The organism is Pseudomonas sp. S2_A10, assembly GCF_054668465.1.
Genome location: NZ_CP162773.1, coordinates 1,504,266 through 1,521,573 on the forward strand (window position 1 = coordinate 1,504,266; position 17,308 = coordinate 1,521,573).

14 protein-coding genes are annotated in these 17,308 nt (G+C 62.6%); 7 read left to right on the forward strand and 7 right to left on the reverse strand.

All coding sequences use genetic code 11. The features are described from left to right. Positions 1–411: 411 nt before the first annotated feature. The 6 genes from AB4N41_RS06935 to pilG form a co-directional block, all read right to left on the reverse strand. On the reverse strand, positions 412–882 hold the full coding sequence (locus AB4N41_RS06935) for a chemotaxis protein CheW (protein WP_041476805.1): 471 nt from the start codon (positions 880–882) through the stop codon (positions 412–414). Continuing rightward, positions 875–6,784, reverse strand: coding sequence for an Hpt domain-containing protein (locus tag AB4N41_RS06940; protein WP_252877048.1), 5,910 nt, complete (start codon positions 6,782–6,784; stop codon positions 875–877). The genes AB4N41_RS06935 and AB4N41_RS06940 overlap by 8 nt, the downstream gene beginning before the upstream one ends. Positions 6,785–6,795: 11 nt before the next feature. Beyond that, positions 6,796–8,844 (reverse strand): methyl-accepting chemotaxis protein, encoded by a 2,049-nt coding sequence (locus AB4N41_RS06945; protein ID WP_041476807.1) that lies wholly within the window; start codon positions 8,842–8,844, stop codon positions 6,796–6,798. A 209-nt stretch (positions 8,845–9,053) separates the two neighbouring features. Continuing rightward, complete coding sequence (locus tag AB4N41_RS06950) at positions 9,054–9,593, reverse strand: chemotaxis protein CheW (RefSeq protein WP_016772745.1); 540 nt, start codon at positions 9,591–9,593, stop codon at positions 9,054–9,056. A gap of 10 nt (positions 9,594–9,603) precedes the next feature. Next, a complete protein-coding gene (pilH, locus tag AB4N41_RS06955) occupies positions 9,604–9,969 on the reverse strand; it encodes a twitching motility response regulator PilH (protein ID WP_016772744.1) in 366 nt (121 codons plus the stop codon). A 60-nt stretch (positions 9,970–10,029) separates the two neighbouring features. Next, on the reverse strand, positions 10,030–10,434 hold the full coding sequence (gene pilG / locus AB4N41_RS06960) for a twitching motility response regulator PilG (protein ID WP_016772743.1): 405 nt from the start codon (positions 10,432–10,434) through the stop codon (positions 10,030–10,032). Positions 10,435–10,659: 225 nt separating this feature from the next. Between pilG and gshB the strand changes: the two genes are divergently transcribed. The 7 genes from gshB to AB4N41_RS06995 all read left to right on the forward strand — a co-directional run bounded on the left by gshB (position 10,660) and on the right by AB4N41_RS06995 (position 16,671). Further along, on the forward strand, positions 10,660–11,631 hold the full coding sequence (gshB, locus tag AB4N41_RS06965) for a glutathione synthase (protein ID WP_460138370.1): 972 nt from the start codon (positions 10,660–10,662) through the stop codon (positions 11,629–11,631). 107 nt (positions 11,632–11,738) lie between these two features. Beyond that, the gene (locus AB4N41_RS06970) at positions 11,739–12,638 is read left to right on the forward strand and encodes an energy transducer TonB (protein WP_024014654.1); all 900 of its coding nucleotides are present in this window, start codon (positions 11,739–11,741) and stop codon (positions 12,636–12,638) included. 135 nt (positions 12,639–12,773) lie between these two features. Further along, positions 12,774–13,346 carry a YqgE/AlgH family protein gene (locus AB4N41_RS06975; RefSeq protein ID WP_016772739.1) on the forward strand — a complete coding sequence of 191 codons (573 nt, stop codon included), beginning with the start codon at positions 12,774–12,776 and terminating at the stop codon, positions 13,344–13,346. Next, positions 13,346–13,783, forward strand: a complete 438-nt coding sequence (gene ruvX, locus AB4N41_RS06980) for a Holliday junction resolvase RuvX (RefSeq protein WP_041476809.1) — start codon at positions 13,346–13,348, stop codon at positions 13,781–13,783. Before AB4N41_RS06975 ends, ruvX begins: the two co-directional genes overlap by 1 nt. Positions 13,784–13,864: 81 nt before the next feature. Further along, complete coding sequence (gene pyrR, locus AB4N41_RS06985; RefSeq protein WP_016772737.1) at positions 13,865–14,371, forward strand: bifunctional pyr operon transcriptional regulator/uracil phosphoribosyltransferase PyrR; 507 nt, start codon at positions 13,865–13,867, stop codon at positions 14,369–14,371. Positions 14,372–14,398: 27 nt separating this feature from the next. Next, positions 14,399–15,403, forward strand: coding sequence for an aspartate carbamoyltransferase catalytic subunit (locus AB4N41_RS06990; RefSeq protein ID WP_016772736.1), 1,005 nt, complete (start codon positions 14,399–14,401; stop codon positions 15,401–15,403). Beyond that, complete coding sequence (locus AB4N41_RS06995; protein WP_150743563.1) at positions 15,400–16,671, forward strand: dihydroorotase; 1,272 nt, start codon at positions 15,400–15,402, stop codon at positions 16,669–16,671. The genes AB4N41_RS06990 and AB4N41_RS06995 overlap by 4 nt, the downstream gene beginning before the upstream one ends. Before the next feature lie 83 nt (positions 16,672–16,754). On the opposite strand, the gene AB4N41_RS07000 is transcribed toward AB4N41_RS06995, so the two are convergent. Then, on the reverse strand, positions 16,755–17,189 hold the full coding sequence (locus tag AB4N41_RS07000; protein WP_016772734.1) for an NINE protein: 435 nt from the start codon (positions 17,187–17,189) through the stop codon (positions 16,755–16,757). Between the last annotated feature and the right edge of the window lie 119 nt (positions 17,190–17,308).

Genomic DNA, 17,308 nt, shown 5'->3' on the forward strand with positions numbered 1-17,308 from the left:
ACTCCACGGGGTTCGCTGTCGTGGAGCCAAGTTAGGCGTGTGCGGTGAGGGCATCAATCAAGCTGGGCGGTGAATCATTACGCTGAGCGTAACGTTCAAAAGCTACCCTCACCCTAGCCCTCTCCCGGAGGGAGAGGGAACCGATTGGGGGATGCTTGGGAATGACGCTGACCTGAGCCCGTTGTAGTGAATCCATAATCGACTCGGTCATTCAGGTCGATGTAGGACGCGAGACACCTCGGTCGGCTCCCTCTCCCTTTGGGAGAGGGCTGGGGTGAGGGGCTTTTGATCGTTCCCACGCTCTCCGTGGGAATGCCTCCACGGACGCTCCGCGTTCGGCTCTTGATGGGACGCGGAGCGTCCGGGCTGCATTCCCACGCGGAGCGTGGGAATGATCAGTCAAGCCTTGGATCAGCGGGCCAATCCCGCATCCACCAGTAACTTCTCCAGCCCCAACAAATCCGGCACCTTCGCCACCTGCTCGCCGACCTGCACCGCCGCCTGCTCCAGCGCACACAACGGCACATCGACATAACTCAACTGACTGTCCAGCTTGTACGACCGAGGAATCCCCTGCACCAACAGGGCGATGAATCTCAGCTCGGGCAAGCCGCCCAGCGCATTCAGGATGACGATCCGCGCCCGTTCGCCGATGACGATTTTCTGCCCGCAGGCCGATTCGAAACTGATCAGCGGAATCTGCCGCTCACGCCAGGTCACCCGGCCCAGGTACCACGGCGGCGTGTCGAGATCGAAGGCGCTGGCCTGGTAGTCGATCAGCTCGGCAATGGCGACATTGGGCAGGATCAGGTTGCGATCGGCCAGCGGCAGCAACAGCCCGGTGAGCTGGCTGGTGCGCGGGTTGTGCCGGTGCTCATGCATGTTTCTTGCTCCACTGGGCGATGCTCTCCAGCAACACCGATTCCTGATACGGCTTGCCGAGGTAGTCGTTGACGCCGATGGCCATGGCGCGGTCGCGGTGTTTCTGCCCGGTGCGCGAGGTGATCATGATGATTGGCAAGTGGCGCAGGCGTTCGTCGGCGCGCACCTGGGTGGCGACTTCGAAGCCGTCCATGCGCGGCATTTCGATGTCGAGCAGCATCAGGTCGGGCAGGTGCTCTTCGAGGAGCAGCATCGCATCGACGCCGTCCTTGGCGGTCAGCACGTTCATGCCGTGACGCTCGAGCAAACGGCTGGTGACCTTGCGCACCGTCACCGAGTCATCGACGACCATGATCAGCAGCGGCTTGTGCGGTTCGCTGTCGATGTCCGTGCGCGCCGGCTCTTGCGCCAGGCGCGCCTGCATCGCGCGGATCGGTGCGAGCAGATCCAGAATCAGCACCACCCGGCCGTCGCCGAGAATCGTCGCCCCCGACACGCCCTGCACCGCCGCGAACTGCGGGCCGAGGCTCTTGACCACGATCTCGCGAGTGCCGGCCATGGCGTCGACCAGCACGGCAATGTGGCGGTCGTTGCAATGCACCAGCAGCACCGGCAACGGCAGGTTCTGCCCGAGCAGTTTTGGCCGTGGCGCAGTCTTCAACAGCTCGCCGAGATAGCACAGCTCATACCGCTGGCCGCCGTATTGATAACTCGGTGGATCGTGACGGAAATGCCCTTCCAGATCATTCGGCAACACACGCACGATGCCTTCGATGGTGTTCAGCGGAATCGCGTACTGATCCTCGCCGCACTGCACCATCAGCGCGCGGTTGACCGACACGGTGAACGGCAGGCGAATGCGGAAATGCACGCCCTGCCCCGGCACCGAATCGATACTCATGCTGCCGCCGAGCTGACGCACCTCTTCGTGGACTACGTCCATGCCGACGCCACGCCCGGAAATCTGGGTGATCTTTTCCGCCGTGGAGAAACCCGGCTGGAGGATGAACTGCAACACGTCGCGGTCGCTGATCTCGGCGTCGGGCGCCAGCAAGCCGCGTTTGATCGCCTTGCGCCGCACGGCTTCCAGCGGCACCCCGGCGCCGTCGTCGCGGATGTCGAAAACGATGTCACCGCCTTCGCGGGACAGATCAAGGGTGATCTGCCCTTGCGCCGGTTTGCCTGCCGCCAGCCGCACATCGGCGGGTTCGAGGCCATGGTCGACGGCGTTGCGCAGCATGTGTTCCAGCGGCGCGGCCATGCGTTCCAGCACATTGCGATCCATCTCGCCATCGGCATTGCCGACGACAAAAGCGACATCCTTGCCCAGCTCTTCGGCGACCTGACGAACGATGCGTTTCAGACGCGGCACCATGCGTTCGAACGGCACCATGCGCGTGCGCATCAGGCCTTCCTGCAATTCGGTGTTGATCCGCCCCTGTTGCTGCAACAGGTTCTCCGCATCGTGATTGCGGCGGTCGAGGGTTTCCTTGAGGTCGAGCAGGTCCGAGGCGGATTCGAACAGCGCCCGCGACAATTGCTGCAACTGCGAATGGCGATCCATTTCCAGCGGATCGAAGTCTTCATAACCGAGGCGTTCGCCATCGACTTGCTGGCGGCTGAGAATGCGCCCCTGGGTTTCGGTGTCGAGGCGGCGCAACTGATCGCGCATACGCTCGATGGTGGTTTCCATCTCGTTGAGGGCAATCTGCGCATCGTTGACCTGCTGCTCGATCCGTCCACGAAAGATCGAGGTTTCCCCGGCCAGATTGACCAGCTCATCGAGCAGTTCGGACGAGACCTTGACCATGTCCGCGCCAGCATCGGCGCTCGGCGGCGCGGCCTCGGGCTTGATGACTGGAGCCGGCGCTGGCGGCGCTTCAACCTGCACCGGGTGACTGAAATTCTGGATCGCATTGATCAGCCGATCGGCCGGTGGGCACGGCTGCCCGGCGCGCACACCATCGAGCATTTGCGCCAGTCGGTCATGGCCGCGCTGCACCAGCGCGAACAGTTCGGCGGACGGTTGCAGCACACCGCTAGAGAGACTTTCGTAGAGAAATTCCAGCTCATGGGCGAGGTCGCCGATCGGGCCGATTTCGACCATCCGCGCACCACCCTTGAGGGTGTGCAGATCGCGCAGCAGGGTTTCGATTTCCTGCCGGTTGCCCGGCTCGACCTGCCAGCGCAACAGCGCGGCGCCGGAGCTTTCGATGATGTCGAAACCTTCTTCGAGGAAGATCTCCAGCAACTCCGGATCATGCCCGGCGTTGTCGTGTTCGACCGCTGCGGGGGCAGATTCGCTGGCGGCCTGGCCCTGACGCAACTGACGGATCGCGTCGATCAAATCCTGCGCCGGGGTCAGCGCTTGATGCGCTTGCAGTTGCTCCAGCATCAGCGCCAACCGCTCATGACTGCGCTGCAACAAACCTTCGAGCGCAGCGCTGTGGTTGTAGCGTCGATCGACCAGCCCTTCGTAGAGATTTTCCAGTTCCTGGGCGAGGTCGCCGACGGCCTCCACCTCGGCCATGCGCGCGCCGCCCTTCAGCGTGTGCAAGTCGCGCTGCAATGACGACAGCGGCGCGGCGTTGTCCGGGTCCTTGAGCCAGCGCTGCAAGGCTTGCCCGGCGCTGTCGAGAATGTCCACCGCCTCTTCGAGGAAGATTTCGACAATCTCGTCGTCAGGTTCGAGGGCGGCAACCGATTGCTGCAATTGCGCGGTGGCGCTGCCCAGTTCGCGAATGTCCAGGGTGCGGCTGCCGTCGCTGCGGATCAGGCCCATCGCCGCCGGGTCGAGACCTTCGTCAAGCAGATCCTGCAAGGCGCGAATCCGCTCCGGCTGCGCGGTGATTTCCTGGCCGGCAGCGAGCTCGTCGAGCATGTTGATCAGCGCTTCGTGGGCCAGTTGCGCCTCGTGGAAAAACCGCTCACTGACCGCCAGGCTGCTTTCTTCCACCGCGCCATACAGGTCGAGCAAAGCTTCGCAGAGGCCATCGACCGGAAGCAGATCGGCAAGGTGCGCGCCCTCGCCCAGAGTGGTCAGCTCATCGAGCAAGGCGCTGAGTTCCTGGCGTTCGCCGGGGTGTTGCTGCCAGCGCTGCAAAAGGTTTTCGGCGTCGAGGAGGATGTCCATGCCCTGGGCGAGGAAGTTGTTGATCAGTTGCGGATCGCGCTTGAGGCGCAGGCCGCTGTCAGCGCCATCGGAGCTGGCTTGCAGGCGCTCGGCGAGCAGCGCCTCGGTGCGTTTGATCAGCGACTGCGCACCGACAATCGGCGCCAGCGGATCGTGTTTGAGCTGACGCAGGCCGACGCGGAACAAGCCCTCGGCTTCGAGCAGCAATTCGACCTCGTCCAGATCCAGCGGCAACTGGTGCGCCTTGAACTCGCGGGCCAGTTGATCCAGCGAAGCCGCCAGTTCGGCCATCGGCAATACGCCGGCCATCGAGGCACTGCCCTTGAGCGTGTGCAGCGCCCGTTGCAGCTCGTCGCTGGCCGGTAACGGCACCTGTTCGGCGGCCTGATCGAGGAAACGGTTGAGGCTGGCGAGGTGGGTTTCGGCTTCTTTGCGGAAGATTTCCAGCAGCAGCGGATCAAGCGCAGCGACATCGTCGGTGTCTTCGGCAGCCAGCGGCTCATCGCCTTTGGCCAACGCGTGGGCGCGGGCGGCGAGTTGGTCGACATCGTTGCGCTGGCGCTGACGCTGGGTGGCGAATTCGTTGATCAGCTCGGGCAGCAGCAACACGGTGTCGCCGAGCAACTGGCGCAGCACTGCGCCGGGCTCGACGCTTTGTTCGAGCACGCGGTTGAGCAGGTTTTCCACGGCCCAGGCCAGTTCGCCAAGGACCAACGCGCGGACCATGCGCCCGCTGCCCTTCAAGGTATGGAAGGCCCGACGCAGTTCGGTCAGCGCGGCGCGGTCCTGGGGATTGGCGGTCCAGCGCGGCAGGTATTCGTGGAGGACCGCGAGAACTTCGTCGGTCTCTTCGAGGAACACTTCGCGCAGCTCATCGTCGACCGGTTCTTCATCCGCTGGCGGCGGCATCAGGCTGTCGGGGCTGTTGCGCGCCGGCGGGTTGAGCGCCGACAGCGGGCTGGCCAGCACCTCGGCCAGCGACTGCACGACGTCAGGGTCGTCGAGGGTTTGCAGATCCTGCATGAGCTGCGCTTCGCTGGGGCTGAGCACCTCATCGAGCAACGGCACTTGCGCTTCGCCGGGCTGCTCGTTAGCGAAGAAGCCGAGGCTGGCGAGGCTGTTTTGCGCGACATCGAGCAGATGCTCGGCGGGCGCCTGCGGGTCGTCGCTCAGGCGTTCGAGGTAATACTCCAGGCTGCTGATCACATCGGCCAGATGATCGAGTTGTTCCCAGCCCGGTTCGTGGGCATCGAGCATCAAATGCTCGCGAATGAAACCGTTGCAGGCCTCGACCAGACTCGCCGCGCGGGCCAGCGGAATCATCGCCAGCGCGCCGCGCACCTGCGTCAGCAGTTCGGGCAGCGGTTGCAGATGCTGGCGGTCCCAATCGGCGTCGATGTAATCGACGATCATGTCCTTGGCCTGTTGCAGGCAGATGCGCGCTTCCTTGATCACGATCTGATGGATCTGCGTCAGGTCGGTGGTCGGCAGGCGCGCGTCTTCGGCGCTTTGCGTCTCCACCGTGCCGACCATGCCGGCCAGCGTCGCTTCGACGTAGAGCAAGGCCCCGGCGACGTCCATGAGGATCGCGTCGTTCGGTTCGCGCTGGCCTTGGGCGAGGCTGAGCACCACTGCCAGTTGGTCGATGATGACTTTGCGCGGCTGGCCGAAACCAAGCACCGCGAGGGTGTCGGCAATCTGCCGCAGCGGCGCGAGCAGGCTGTCCAGATCCGAGGCGTGCTGGCGGTCACTGCGCACGAACAGATCGAGGCGCTCCTTGACCCGCACCAGCTCTTCGCACAGCGCCGCCAGCACCGAGCGCATGGCATCGCGGTCGGGGCCGGCGAGGCGTGCGCGTTCTTCATCGACCATCGCGCTGTCGGGCAACGCGTCGTCCAGGGAGTAGTGATCTTTCATGGTCAGCATCTGCCCGGTGGGATGTTCGGCTTTGGCAATATAGAACAACAGGCTTTTCAGCAGCTCGGCCGGCGCCGGTTGATTGAGCCCGACGACGCCTTGCTCGAGCAGGCGCTTGAGCTCTTGGTCGGCGTCCTTGAACAGGCTGCGCAGCGCCGGACTGTTGGCGATGACGCCCTCGCGCATGCCCTCGACCAATGCCGAGGCGATTTGCCACAAAGGGCTCAACGGCGCATCGCCGCTCAGCGCTTCGAGACGGCTGAAGACTTTGGCCAGATAGCCAAGATGCGTCTGGTCGTCCTGTTCGCGCAGCAGCCCGACCAGAGCCATTTGCAGCATCTGCCGCAGTTTGCGCAGCACGTTCGGCAGATCGGGCGGTTCCAGCGCGGCGAGTGCCGCGTCGCCGAGCGGCGCCAGCTCGGGCAGTGGCGGGCTGAACAGACTGGTTTCCGCCAGCAGGCTTTCACCACGGGCGCTGCGCAGATCGTTGATCAGCGGCAACACCACCAGCGGCAGGTCGCGGCGGGCGCTCTGCACGCGATCGAGGTAAAGCGGCAATTGCCCCAAGGCTTGCAGCATCAGGTGCAGGGCTTCGTCGCGGTGCGGTACACGATCATGTTGCAGGGCTTCGACCAAGTGCTCCATTTCTTCGGCGAGTAACGCTGCGCCGTAGAACTCGACCATTTGCAGACTGCCGTGCACCTGATGAATGTAGGCCAGGCATTCGTCCAGCCCGGGGAAGGCCTGCGGATCGTCGAGCACGGCTTCGATCGCCTGATGCGCCAGCTTCAGCGTTTCGGCAATTTCGCCCTTGACCCATTCCAGGGCCACGTAGTCGTGCCGATCACCCATAACCACTCCACTCACGCTTTATCTGTCGCCGCCGGCAAGGTGAAACCGGACACCGAACGGCGCAACTGACTGGCCATTTTCGCCAGGTTGCCGATGCTCTCGGCGGTGGCCGTGGACCCCGACGAAGTCTGCGAGGTGATCTGCTGGATCACATTCATCGTCAGCGAGATCTGTCCGGCCGAAGACGTCTGCTGTTGCGCCGCGTTGGAAATGCTCTGGATCAGCGCGGCGAGGGTCTTGGACACGCCTTCGATTTCTTCCAGGGCCACACCGGCATCCTGCGCCAGTCGCGCGCCGCGCACCACTTCGGTGGTGGTCTGCTCCATGGAAATCACCGCTTCGTTGGTGTCGGCCTGAATCGCCCGCACCAGGGTTTCGATCTGCCGGGTCGCGGCGGACGAACGCTCGGCCAGCCGCTGCACTTCGTCGGCAACCACGGCAAAACCGCGCCCGGCGTCGCCCGCCATCGATGCCTGGATCGCCGCGTTGAGGGCGAGAATGTTGGTCTGGTCGGCGATGTCATCGATCAGGCTGACGATGTCGCCGATTTCCTGGGACGACTCGCCGAGGCGCTTGATGCGCTTGGCGGTGTCCTGAATCTGTTCGCGAATGTTGTCCATGCCGTGGATGGTGTTGTGCACAACTTCGTTACCCTTGTTGGCGATTTCCACGGAACGCTCGGCCACCGCCGACGATTCGGCAGCGTTGGCCGAGACCTGATCGATGGACTCGGCCATGTCGCTGATCGCTGTCGAGGCTTCGGAAATCTGCTGGGCCTGTTGCTCAGACGCTTGGGCCAGATGCATGGCGGTGGCCTGGGTTTCCTGCACAGCGGCGGCAACCTGGCCGGCGGTGAGGTTGATGGTGGCGACCAGATCGCGCAATTGGTCGACGGAATAGTTGATCGAGTCGGCGATGGTGCCGGTGAAGTCTTCGGTCACCGAAGCGGTCACGGTGAGGTCGCCATCGGCGAGGTCTTCGATTTCGTCGAGCAGGCGCATGATCGCGTTCTGGTTGCGCTCGTTCTTCTCGGCGGTTTCACGCAACTGGCGATTGGTTTCGCGGACCATGACCAGACCGATGAGGATGATCGAGGCCAGCGCCAGCAAGCCCAGCACATAGCCGCCAATGGTGTCGGTGTTGCGCCCGCCGGCCAGATGCTCGAACCCGGTGGCCAGATGCGAGGCTTCGTCGAGCAGGGTTTGCGACAGGGTGAAGATGTTGCTGGCCGACTCGCGCACCTTGAACAGCTCAGGCGAGGTTTCGAGGATTTCGTCCACGGAGCCGGAAACGAACTGGAACAGCTCGGAAATTTCGCTCAAACGCGCACGGGCGTCGCGGTCTTCGACCTGGCTGATTTTCAGCGCCGGGTTGCCTTGCAACATGCCGTTAAGCACCAGGCCGAAACGCGCGGCATCGCGGCCAAAGGCGTCGGCGGCCTGCTGCGAGTTTTCGTCACCGGCAAGCACGGTGTTGACGGCACCGAGGATGCGTTCGGCAAGCAACGATTGCCGTTGCGCCATTGCCACCTGCGCCGCCGGGGCGCCGCGCTGGAGCAGGATTTCCACGACTTTTTCGTATTCGATCTGCAACTGCGGTACGGTTTCGGCCAGCGTCGCGGCGACTTGATGCAGCGACAGCACGGTCTGTTCGCTGCTGAGGATCGCATCGGTGTTTTTCAACAGGCGCTCCCAGTCCATCTGCACCGCGCGCATTTCCGGGCGCACCGCGACGGGTGCCGGCGGCAGGCCGGTGTTCGGGTCACCCTTCTTCAGGTAGCCCCAGCGCTGGGCAAAATCGTTGCGCGCATCACTGAGCAGCTTGAACGCCGCAGCCTTGCCCGCCGCCGCTTCGGTGGCGTTCTTGGCAATGCGTTGCGAGAGCACGCGCAGTTCGCCGGCATGGCCGATGTACTGCTTGTCGTAGTTCGCCTGGGTGTTGAGGTACGCGAAGTTGGCGAACAGCAGCATGATGAACACGATCAGTGCGATAAACAGCACGATGATCTGTGCGCGACTGCGCGATGCTTCTGCCGACTTGCCTGTTTTTGCTTTTGTCATCGGTCCTCGCCTATGAAACCTGCCATGGCCCTTGTGGGAGCGAGCCTTGTGGCGAGGGGATTTATCCCCGTTCGGCTGCGAAGCAGTCGCAAAAATATCGCATGCGCTGACGGTGTCAGGCATTGCAGTTTTTGGGGCCGCTGCGCGACCCAACGGGGATAAATCCCCTCGCCACATGGCCCGCGTCCACATGGGTTCTGTTGTTCGTGCTATAGAGCCACACCCATGAACACCGGAGACCTGGCCAGTGCGAACAGGCTGAACACCCGCCAGTTCTGTTCACGGCGGAAATAGCCTTTGACGAATTCGGCCTTGGAGCCCTGGCGCTTGCTGATCGACAGAGGCTCGAAACTGCCCTGTTCGAAATGCTGCAAGCCGATGACTTCGTCGACCATTACCCCGGCGAACACGTCTTCATGTTCCACCACCAATACCCGCCGTTGTTTGCGCAGCGGCGACAGCTCATGGCCGAAGAAGCCGCACAGGTCCATGATCGGCAGCAGCCGCCCGCGCAGATTGGCGACACCCTTGACCCACGGCTTGACCCCGGGCAACTGGGTGAAGCGCGGTTCATGCAGGACTTCGCTGACTTCGCCCATCGGCGCCACATACCAATGTTCGCCGAGGCGAAAGCCGATGCCGCTCCAGCGATCCGGGCGCGCCGCTTGCGACGGCAGGTCCGCTGCCAGCAGGCGGCAGCGCTGGTCGATCTGCCAGAGCAGTTCGAACGCGGTCAGCGATTCGTTCATGATCGCGCGATCAGCCGTTGAGTACGTTGTTCAGGGTCTTGATCAGGGTGTCTTCGTCGACCGGTTTGGTCAGGTAATCCTTGGCGCCCTGGCGGGTGCCCCAGACCTTGTCGGTCTCCTGATCCTTGGTGGTGATGATGATCACCGGGATGTGCGCCGTGTCGGCATCCTTGGTCAACTGCCGGGTCGCCTGAAAACCGTTGAGGCCAGGCATGACGATGTCCATCAGCACCGCGTCGGGTTTTTCCTGACGGGCCAAGGCCACGCCGTCGGCGCCGTTCTCGGCCTTGAGCACTTCATGGCCGTGCTTTTCGAGCATGCCGGTGAGTTTGTACATTTCAGTCGGCGAATCATCGACGATCAGGATACGTGCCATGGTCTTCCCCATTTTTCTGGTCGACTGCCGGCCCGCTGGCCGAGCGTCACTGTGCGTGTCTTACTGCGGCAAAACGGCGGCGAAGCCCGGAACATGGGCCTGGATCGCGTTGAGCAGTTCTTCTTTGCTGAACGGCTTGGTCAGAAATTGATCAGAACCGACAATCCGCCCCTTGGCCTTGTCGAACAGACCGTCCCTGGACGACAGCATGATCACCGGCGTCGCCTTGAAGGCGCTGTTGTTCTTGATCAGGGCGCAGGTCTGATAACCGTCCAGACGCGGCATCATGATGTCGACAAAGATGATCCCGGGATGGTGGTCGGCAATCTTCGCCAGCGCATCGAAACCGTCGATGGCGGTGATCACTTCGCAACCGACATTCTTCAACAATGTTTCGGCGGTGCGGCGAATCGTTTTCGAGTCGTCGATCACCATGACCTTCAAGGCGCTGGACTGCTGTTCCATAAGAGGGTTCTACCGTCGCCTTTGCGAATCAAATTGTCCGTTTTGCTGTGAATAATGGCCTGAAACCCTTGAAACCCATGGGGCGGCGCGATCTGCCAGCCTTTTTAGCACAGTCTCCAGATGCAATCTATCGACGGGTTTTTCCTTGACCCGAAACCCGCCCGGCGCCACTCTGGCGGCACTTTTTCAATACCGATCCGGTAGCCAAATTTCGAGGAAAACCCAATGAGCGTTCGCGTCGGGATTGTCATGGACCCTATCGCCAGCATCTCCTATAAAAAGGATAGCTCGCTGGCCATGCTGCTGGCCGCGCAGAAGCGTGGCTGGGAACTGTTCTACATGGAACAGAAAGACCTGTATCAGGCCGAAGGCCAGGCGCGGGCGCGGATGAGCCCGCTGAAAGTCTTCGCCAACCCGGACAAATGGTTCGAGCTGGACGCCGAACAGGACAAGCTGCTAAGCGACCTGGACGTGATCCTGATGCGCAAGGATCCGCCGTTCGACATGGAGTTCGTCTACTCCACTTACTTGCTGGAACAGGCCGAAGCCGCCGGCGTGCTGGTGGTGAACAAGCCGCAGAGCCTGCGCGACTGCAATGAAAAGCTGTTCGCCACGCTGTTTCCGCAGTGCACGCCGCCGACCATCGTCAGCCGCCGCCCGGACGTATTGCGTGAGTTCGCCGACCATCACGGTGACGTGATCCTCAAGCCGCTGGACGGCATGGGCGGTTCGTCGATCTTCCGCCACACCGCCGGCCACCCGAACCTCTCGGTGATCCTCGAAACCCTGACCCTGCACGGCAAGCAGCAGATCATGATTCAGGCTTACCTGCCGGCGATCGTCGATGGCGACAAGCGCATCCTGATGATCGATGGCGAGCCGGTGGATTACTGCCTGGCGCGGATTCCGGCGCTGGGCGAAACCCGTGGCAACCTCGCCGCCGGTGGCCGTGGCGAAGCGCGTCCGCTGACCGAGAAGGATCGCTGGATCGCCGCCCAGGTCGGCCCGACCTTGCGCGAGAAAGGCTTGCTGTTTGTCGGCCTCGACGTGATCGGCGAGCACCTGACCGAAATCAACGTCACCAGCCCGACCTGCATCCGTGAAATCGACAATGCGTTCGGCACTGATATCGGCGGCATGCTGATGGATGCGATCGATAAAAAGCTGCAAGCGGCCGGCAAAAAGCCACAAGCTTGATGTACGTCACATGCAGCCTGTCGCTTGAAGCGTGAAGCCCAAGGCGCGAAACCAACATTGCGTTATCATGCGCAGCCTCTGAAAAACGCGATGTTGGTTTTCTTGTCATGACCCTCCCGTCCGATCTGCCCGCTGAACTCGCCCATCGTGGCGTGCGCCCGGCCGATCGCCTCGGTTTTACCCTGTTTCTGGCAGCGCTGATTCACCTGGCGCTGCTGCTAGGCGTCGGCTTCACCATGGTCGAGCCGCAGCAGATCAGCAAAACCCTGGAAATCACCCTGGCCACCTTCAAGGCCGAGAAGAAGCCGGAAAAGGCAGATTTTCTCGCTCAGGAAAACCAGGAAGGCAGCGGCACGCTGGACAAGAAAGCCCTGCCCAAGACCACCGAAGTCGCGCCATTCCAGGACAATCAGGTCAAAAAGGTCACCCCGCCGCCCGCCGCCAAGCCAGTGGTGCAGGAAGCCGCCCCGAAGGCAGCGGTGACCACCGTTGCGCCGAAACCGAAAAAGGCGCCGACCAAGAAAGAAGAAAGCAAAACCGAAGTCAAACCGACCGTCGACGCGCCGGCGTTCGACAGCTCGCAGCTGTCCAGCGACATCGCCAGCCTCGAAGCGGAACTGGCCAAGGAACAACAGCTGTACGCCAAACGCCCGCGCATCCACCGCTTGAGCGCGGCTTCGACCATGCGCGACAAGGGCGCCTGGTACAAGGATGACTGGCGCAAGAAGGTCGAGCGCATCGGCAACCTCAACTACCCCGAAGAAGCCCGACGCAAGCAGATCTACGGCAATTTGCGCCTGATGGTCTCGATCAATCGCGACGGCTCGCTGTATGAGGTGCTGGTGCTGGAATCCTCCGGTCAGCCGCTGCTCGATCAGGCGGCGCAGCGCATCGTCCGCCTGGCCGCGCCGTTTGCACCGTTTACCGGCGATCTGTCGGACATCGACCGCCTGGAAATCATTCGCACCTGGAAATTTGCCCGGGGCGACAAGCTCTCAAGCAATTAAGAGCAAAATCAAAAGATCGCAGCCTTCGGCAGCTCCTACAGTGGGCCTGCGTACACCCTGCAGGAGCTGCCGAAGGCTGCGATCTTTTAAAGCCTCAGCTTGTCAGTTCGCCCTTGCGACGCCACACTAGCGCTCATGAAAAACGTCAGCCCCAGCTACCTCAAGCATCACTTCCTGATCGCCATGCCACACATGGCCGACCCGAACTTTGCCCACACCTTGACCTACATCGTCGAGCACACGGCCAATGGCGCGATGGGGCTGGTGGTCAACAGGCCGCAAGACTTGAACCTGGCCGACATCCTCGAACAGTTGCGCCCGGACATCGAGCCGCCGGCACGCTGCCAGGATGTGCCGATCTTCATCGGCGGGCCGGTGCAGACCGATCGCGGTTTCGTCCTGCACCCGGCGGGCCAGACCTTCCAGGCCACGGCGCAGCTGGACGGCGACCTGGCCCTGTCGACTTCGCAGGACGTGCTGTTCGCCATCGCTGACGGCGTCGGCCCCGCGCAGAGCCTGATCACCCTCGGTTACGCCGGCTGGGAAGCCGGGCAACTGGAAGCCGAACTGGCCGACAACGCCTGGCTGACCTGCCCTTTCAACGCCGACATACTGTTCAACACCCGCAGCGAATTGCGCCTGGAAGCGGCAGCGCGGCACTTGGGCATCGATCTCAATCTGCTCACCAGCCAGGCAGGTCACGCCTGATGGCCCTGCGCCTGATTCTCGGCTTCGACTACGGCACCAAACAGATCGGCGTCGCGGTCGGCCAGGTCATCACCGGCCAGGCCCGCGAGCTGTGCACTTTGAAAGCGCAGAACGGCGTGCCGAACTGGGATCAGGTCGAAGCGCTAATAAAAGAATGGAAACCCGACGCCGTGGTGGTCGGCCTGCCGCTGAACATGGACGGCACGCCCAGCGACATGTGCGTACGCGCCGAGAAATTCGCCCGCCGCCTCAACGGCCGCTACAACCTGCCCTTCTATACCCACGACGAACGCCTGACCACTTTCGAAGCCAAGGGCGAGCGACTGGTGCGTGGCGGGCAGAAAGGCAGTTACCGCGACAACCCGGTGGACGCCATCGCCGCTGCCCTGCTGCTGCAGGGCTGGCTCGATGAAAACACTGCATTGTTTGAATCCTGACAAGCGCTTCGGCGCTTTTCTTTTGGTTATAAACCGAGCTTCGTCCAGCAGGACGCAGCGCGGAATCACGAAGGAGCAACCATGAGCCTGCCCAATCCCGCCGATCTGATCAGCCAGATGGCGACCCGCCTCAAGGCGCACCTTGCCCAGCGTGACATCAGCGAACCGCGTTACATCGGTATCCGCACCGGCGGCATCTGGGTCGCGCAGGCGCTGCTCAAGGAACTGAACAGCGATGCGCCACTGGGCACGCTGGATGTGTCCTTCTATCGCGATGACTTCAGCCAGAACGGCCTGCACCCGCAAGTGCGCCCGTCCGCCCTGCCCTTCGAGATCGAAGGCCAGCATCTGGTGCTGATCGACGACGTGCTGATGAGCGGTCGGACCATCCGCGCCGCCATGAATGAACTGTTCGATTACGGCCGCCCGGCCAGCGTCACCCTGGTCTGCCTGCTGGACCTGGACGCCGGCGAGCTGCCGATCCGCCCGAACGTGGTCGGTGCCACCCTGACCCTGGCCGGCAACCAGCGGGTCAAGTTGTCCGGCCCCGAGCCGCTGACGCTCGAACTGCAAGACGTCACCCTTTAATCCGCCCTATTGAGAGTCCCCCTCGCGATGACGCCTCTAGATACCAAGCGCCCGCTGCAGCTCAATGATCAGGGCCAGCTGCGCCACTTCCTCTCGCTCGACGGTTTGCGCCGCGAGTTGCTGACGGAAATCCTCGACACTGCCGACTCGTTCCTTGAAGTCGGTGCCCGGGCGGTGAAGAAGGTCCCGTTGCTGCGCGGCAAGACCGTGTGCAACGTGTTCTTCGAGAACTCCACGCGCACCCGCACCACGTTTGAACTGGCGGCCCAGCGGCTGTCGGCGGACGTGATCACCCTGAACGTGTCGACATCGTCGGCGAGCAAGGGCGAAACGCTGCTCGATACCTTGCGCAACCTTGAAGCGATGGCTGCCGACATGTTCGTCGTGCGCCACGGCGACTCGGGCGCGGCGCACTTCATCGCCGAGCATGTCTGCCCGCAGGTGGCGATCATCAACGGCGGCGACGGCCGGCATGCGCACCCGACCCAAGGCATGCTCGACATGCTCACCATCCGTCGGCACAAGGGCGGTTTCGAAAACCTTTCGGTGGCGATCGTCGGCGACATCCTGCATTCGCGTGTGGCGCGCTCGAACATGCTCGCGCTGAAAACCCTCGGCTGCCCGGATATCCGCGTGATCGCGCCGAAAACCCTGCTGCCGATCGGCATCGAGCAATACGGCGTCAAGGTCTACACCGACATGGCTGAAGGCCTCAAGGACGTCGACGTGGTGATCATGCTGCGCCTGCAACGTGAGCGCATGACCGGCGGCCTGCTGCCCAGCGAAGGCGAGTTCTATCGCCTGTTCGGCCTGACCACCGCACGTCTGGCCGGAGCCAAACCCGATTGCATCGTCATGCACCCGGGGCCGATCAACCGTGGTGTGGAGATCGAGTCGGCGGTGGCCGACGGCCCGCACTCGGTGATCCTCAATCAAGTGACCTACGGCATCGCGATTCGTATGGCTGTGCTGTCCATGGCCATGAGCGGGCAGACTGCGCAACGTCAATTCGAGCAGGAGAACGCCCAGTGAAGCTCAGCATTCTCGGCGCACGCGTTATCGATCCCAGCAGCGGCCTGGATCAAATCACCGACATCCACGTTGAAGCCTGCAAGATCGTCGCCCTCGGCGCCGCACCGGCCGGTTTCAGCGCAGTAGAAACCATCGATGCCCAAGGCCTGGTCGCCGCGCCTGGCCTGGTCGACCTCAACGTTGCCCTGCGCGAGCCGGGTTACAGCCGCAAAGGCTCGATCGTCAGCGAAACCCGCGCCGCCGCTGCCGGTGGCGTGACCAGCCTGTGCTGCCCACCGAAGACCAGACCGGTGCTCGACACCTCAGCCGTCGCCGAACTGATCCTCGACCGCGCCCGCGAAGCCGGCAACACCAAGGTGTTCCCGATCGGCGCGCTGAGCAAAGGTCTCGACGGTGAGCAATTGGCCGAACTGGTGGCCTTGCGCGACGCCGGATGCGTGGCGTTCGGCAACGGTCTGGAGAGCTTTCGCAACAGCCGCACCCTGTGCCGGGCGCTGGAATATGCGGCGACTTTCGACCTGACGGTGATCTTCAACTCGCAGGATCACGATCTGGCCGAGGGCGGTCTGGCCCACGAAGGCGCGGTCGCCAGTTTCCTTGGCCTGCCGGGCATCCCGGAAACCGCCGAAACCGTGGCGCTGGCTCGCGATCTGCTGCTGGTCGAGCAGACCGGCGTGCGTGCGCATTTCAGCCAGCTGACCAGTGCGCGCGGTGTGGCGCTGATTGCCCAGGCCCAGGCCCGTGGCTTGAAGGTAACGGCGGATGTTGCGCTGTATCAGCTGATCCTGACTGACGAAGCGCTGATCGACTTCAACAGCCTCTACCACGTGCAACCGCCGCTGCGCACCCGCGCCGATCGCGATGGCCTGCGTGAGGCAGTGAAGTCCGGGGTGGTCTCGGCCATTTCCAGCCATCACCAGCCCCACGAGCGCGACGCCAAACTGGCCCCGTTCGGCGCCACCGAGCCGGGCATCAGCAGTGTTGAGTTGCTGCTGCCGCTGGCGATGACGCTGGTTGAGGATGGTTTGCTCGACTTGCCGACGCTATTGGCTCGGTTGAGCGCAGGCCCGGCCGAAGCGCTGCGCCTGCCGGCGGGCAAACTGGCGGTAGGCGGCGCGGCGGATATCGTGCTGTTCGATCCGAAGTCTTCGACGGTGGCCGGTGAACACTGGCTGTCGAAGGGCGAGAACTGCCCGTTCATCGGCCACAGTCTGCCGGGCGTGGTGCGCTATACGCTGGTAGATGGGCGGATTACGCACCAGGCTTGATAGCCAGTTGACCCCTTCGCGAGCAGGCTCGCTCCCACAGGTATTGCGGTGATTCCTGTGGGAGCGAGCCTGCTCGCGAAAGCTTACTGGAAGGCGCCGCGATTCTGCGCGTTGCGCACCGACACCTGATCGTTCAGCGTCCAGAAGTCATACAGCACGCCAATAAAGAACAACCCGCCGGTCAGCAGATACAGCAAGCCGCTGATCCATTTGCCCTGATACATCCGGTGCACGCCGAACACACCGAGGAAGGTCAGCAGAATCCACGCGACGTTGTACTCGATCGGCCCGGCGGCAAAGCGCAGGTCCGCTTCGCGATCCATCGCCGGGATCAGAAACAGGTCGATCAGCCAGCCAATCCCCAGCAAACCGAAGGTGAAGAACCAGATCGTCCCGGTCACCGGTTTGCCGTAATAAAAGCGGTGCGCGCCAGTGAATCCGAAAATCCACAGCAGGTAGCCGATGACTTTGCTGTGAGTGTCTTTTTCTTTCACGCGGGGTAGCTGATAGCTGTTCATTAAGACCTCATTGCACTCGATAGATAAATATTCTTCATTTCTTTGTGACTTTTTTACAGGTGGCCGACGTATGGCAAATGTTACCGTTGCTAGCGCGAAACCCTTGTAGAACCTGACTT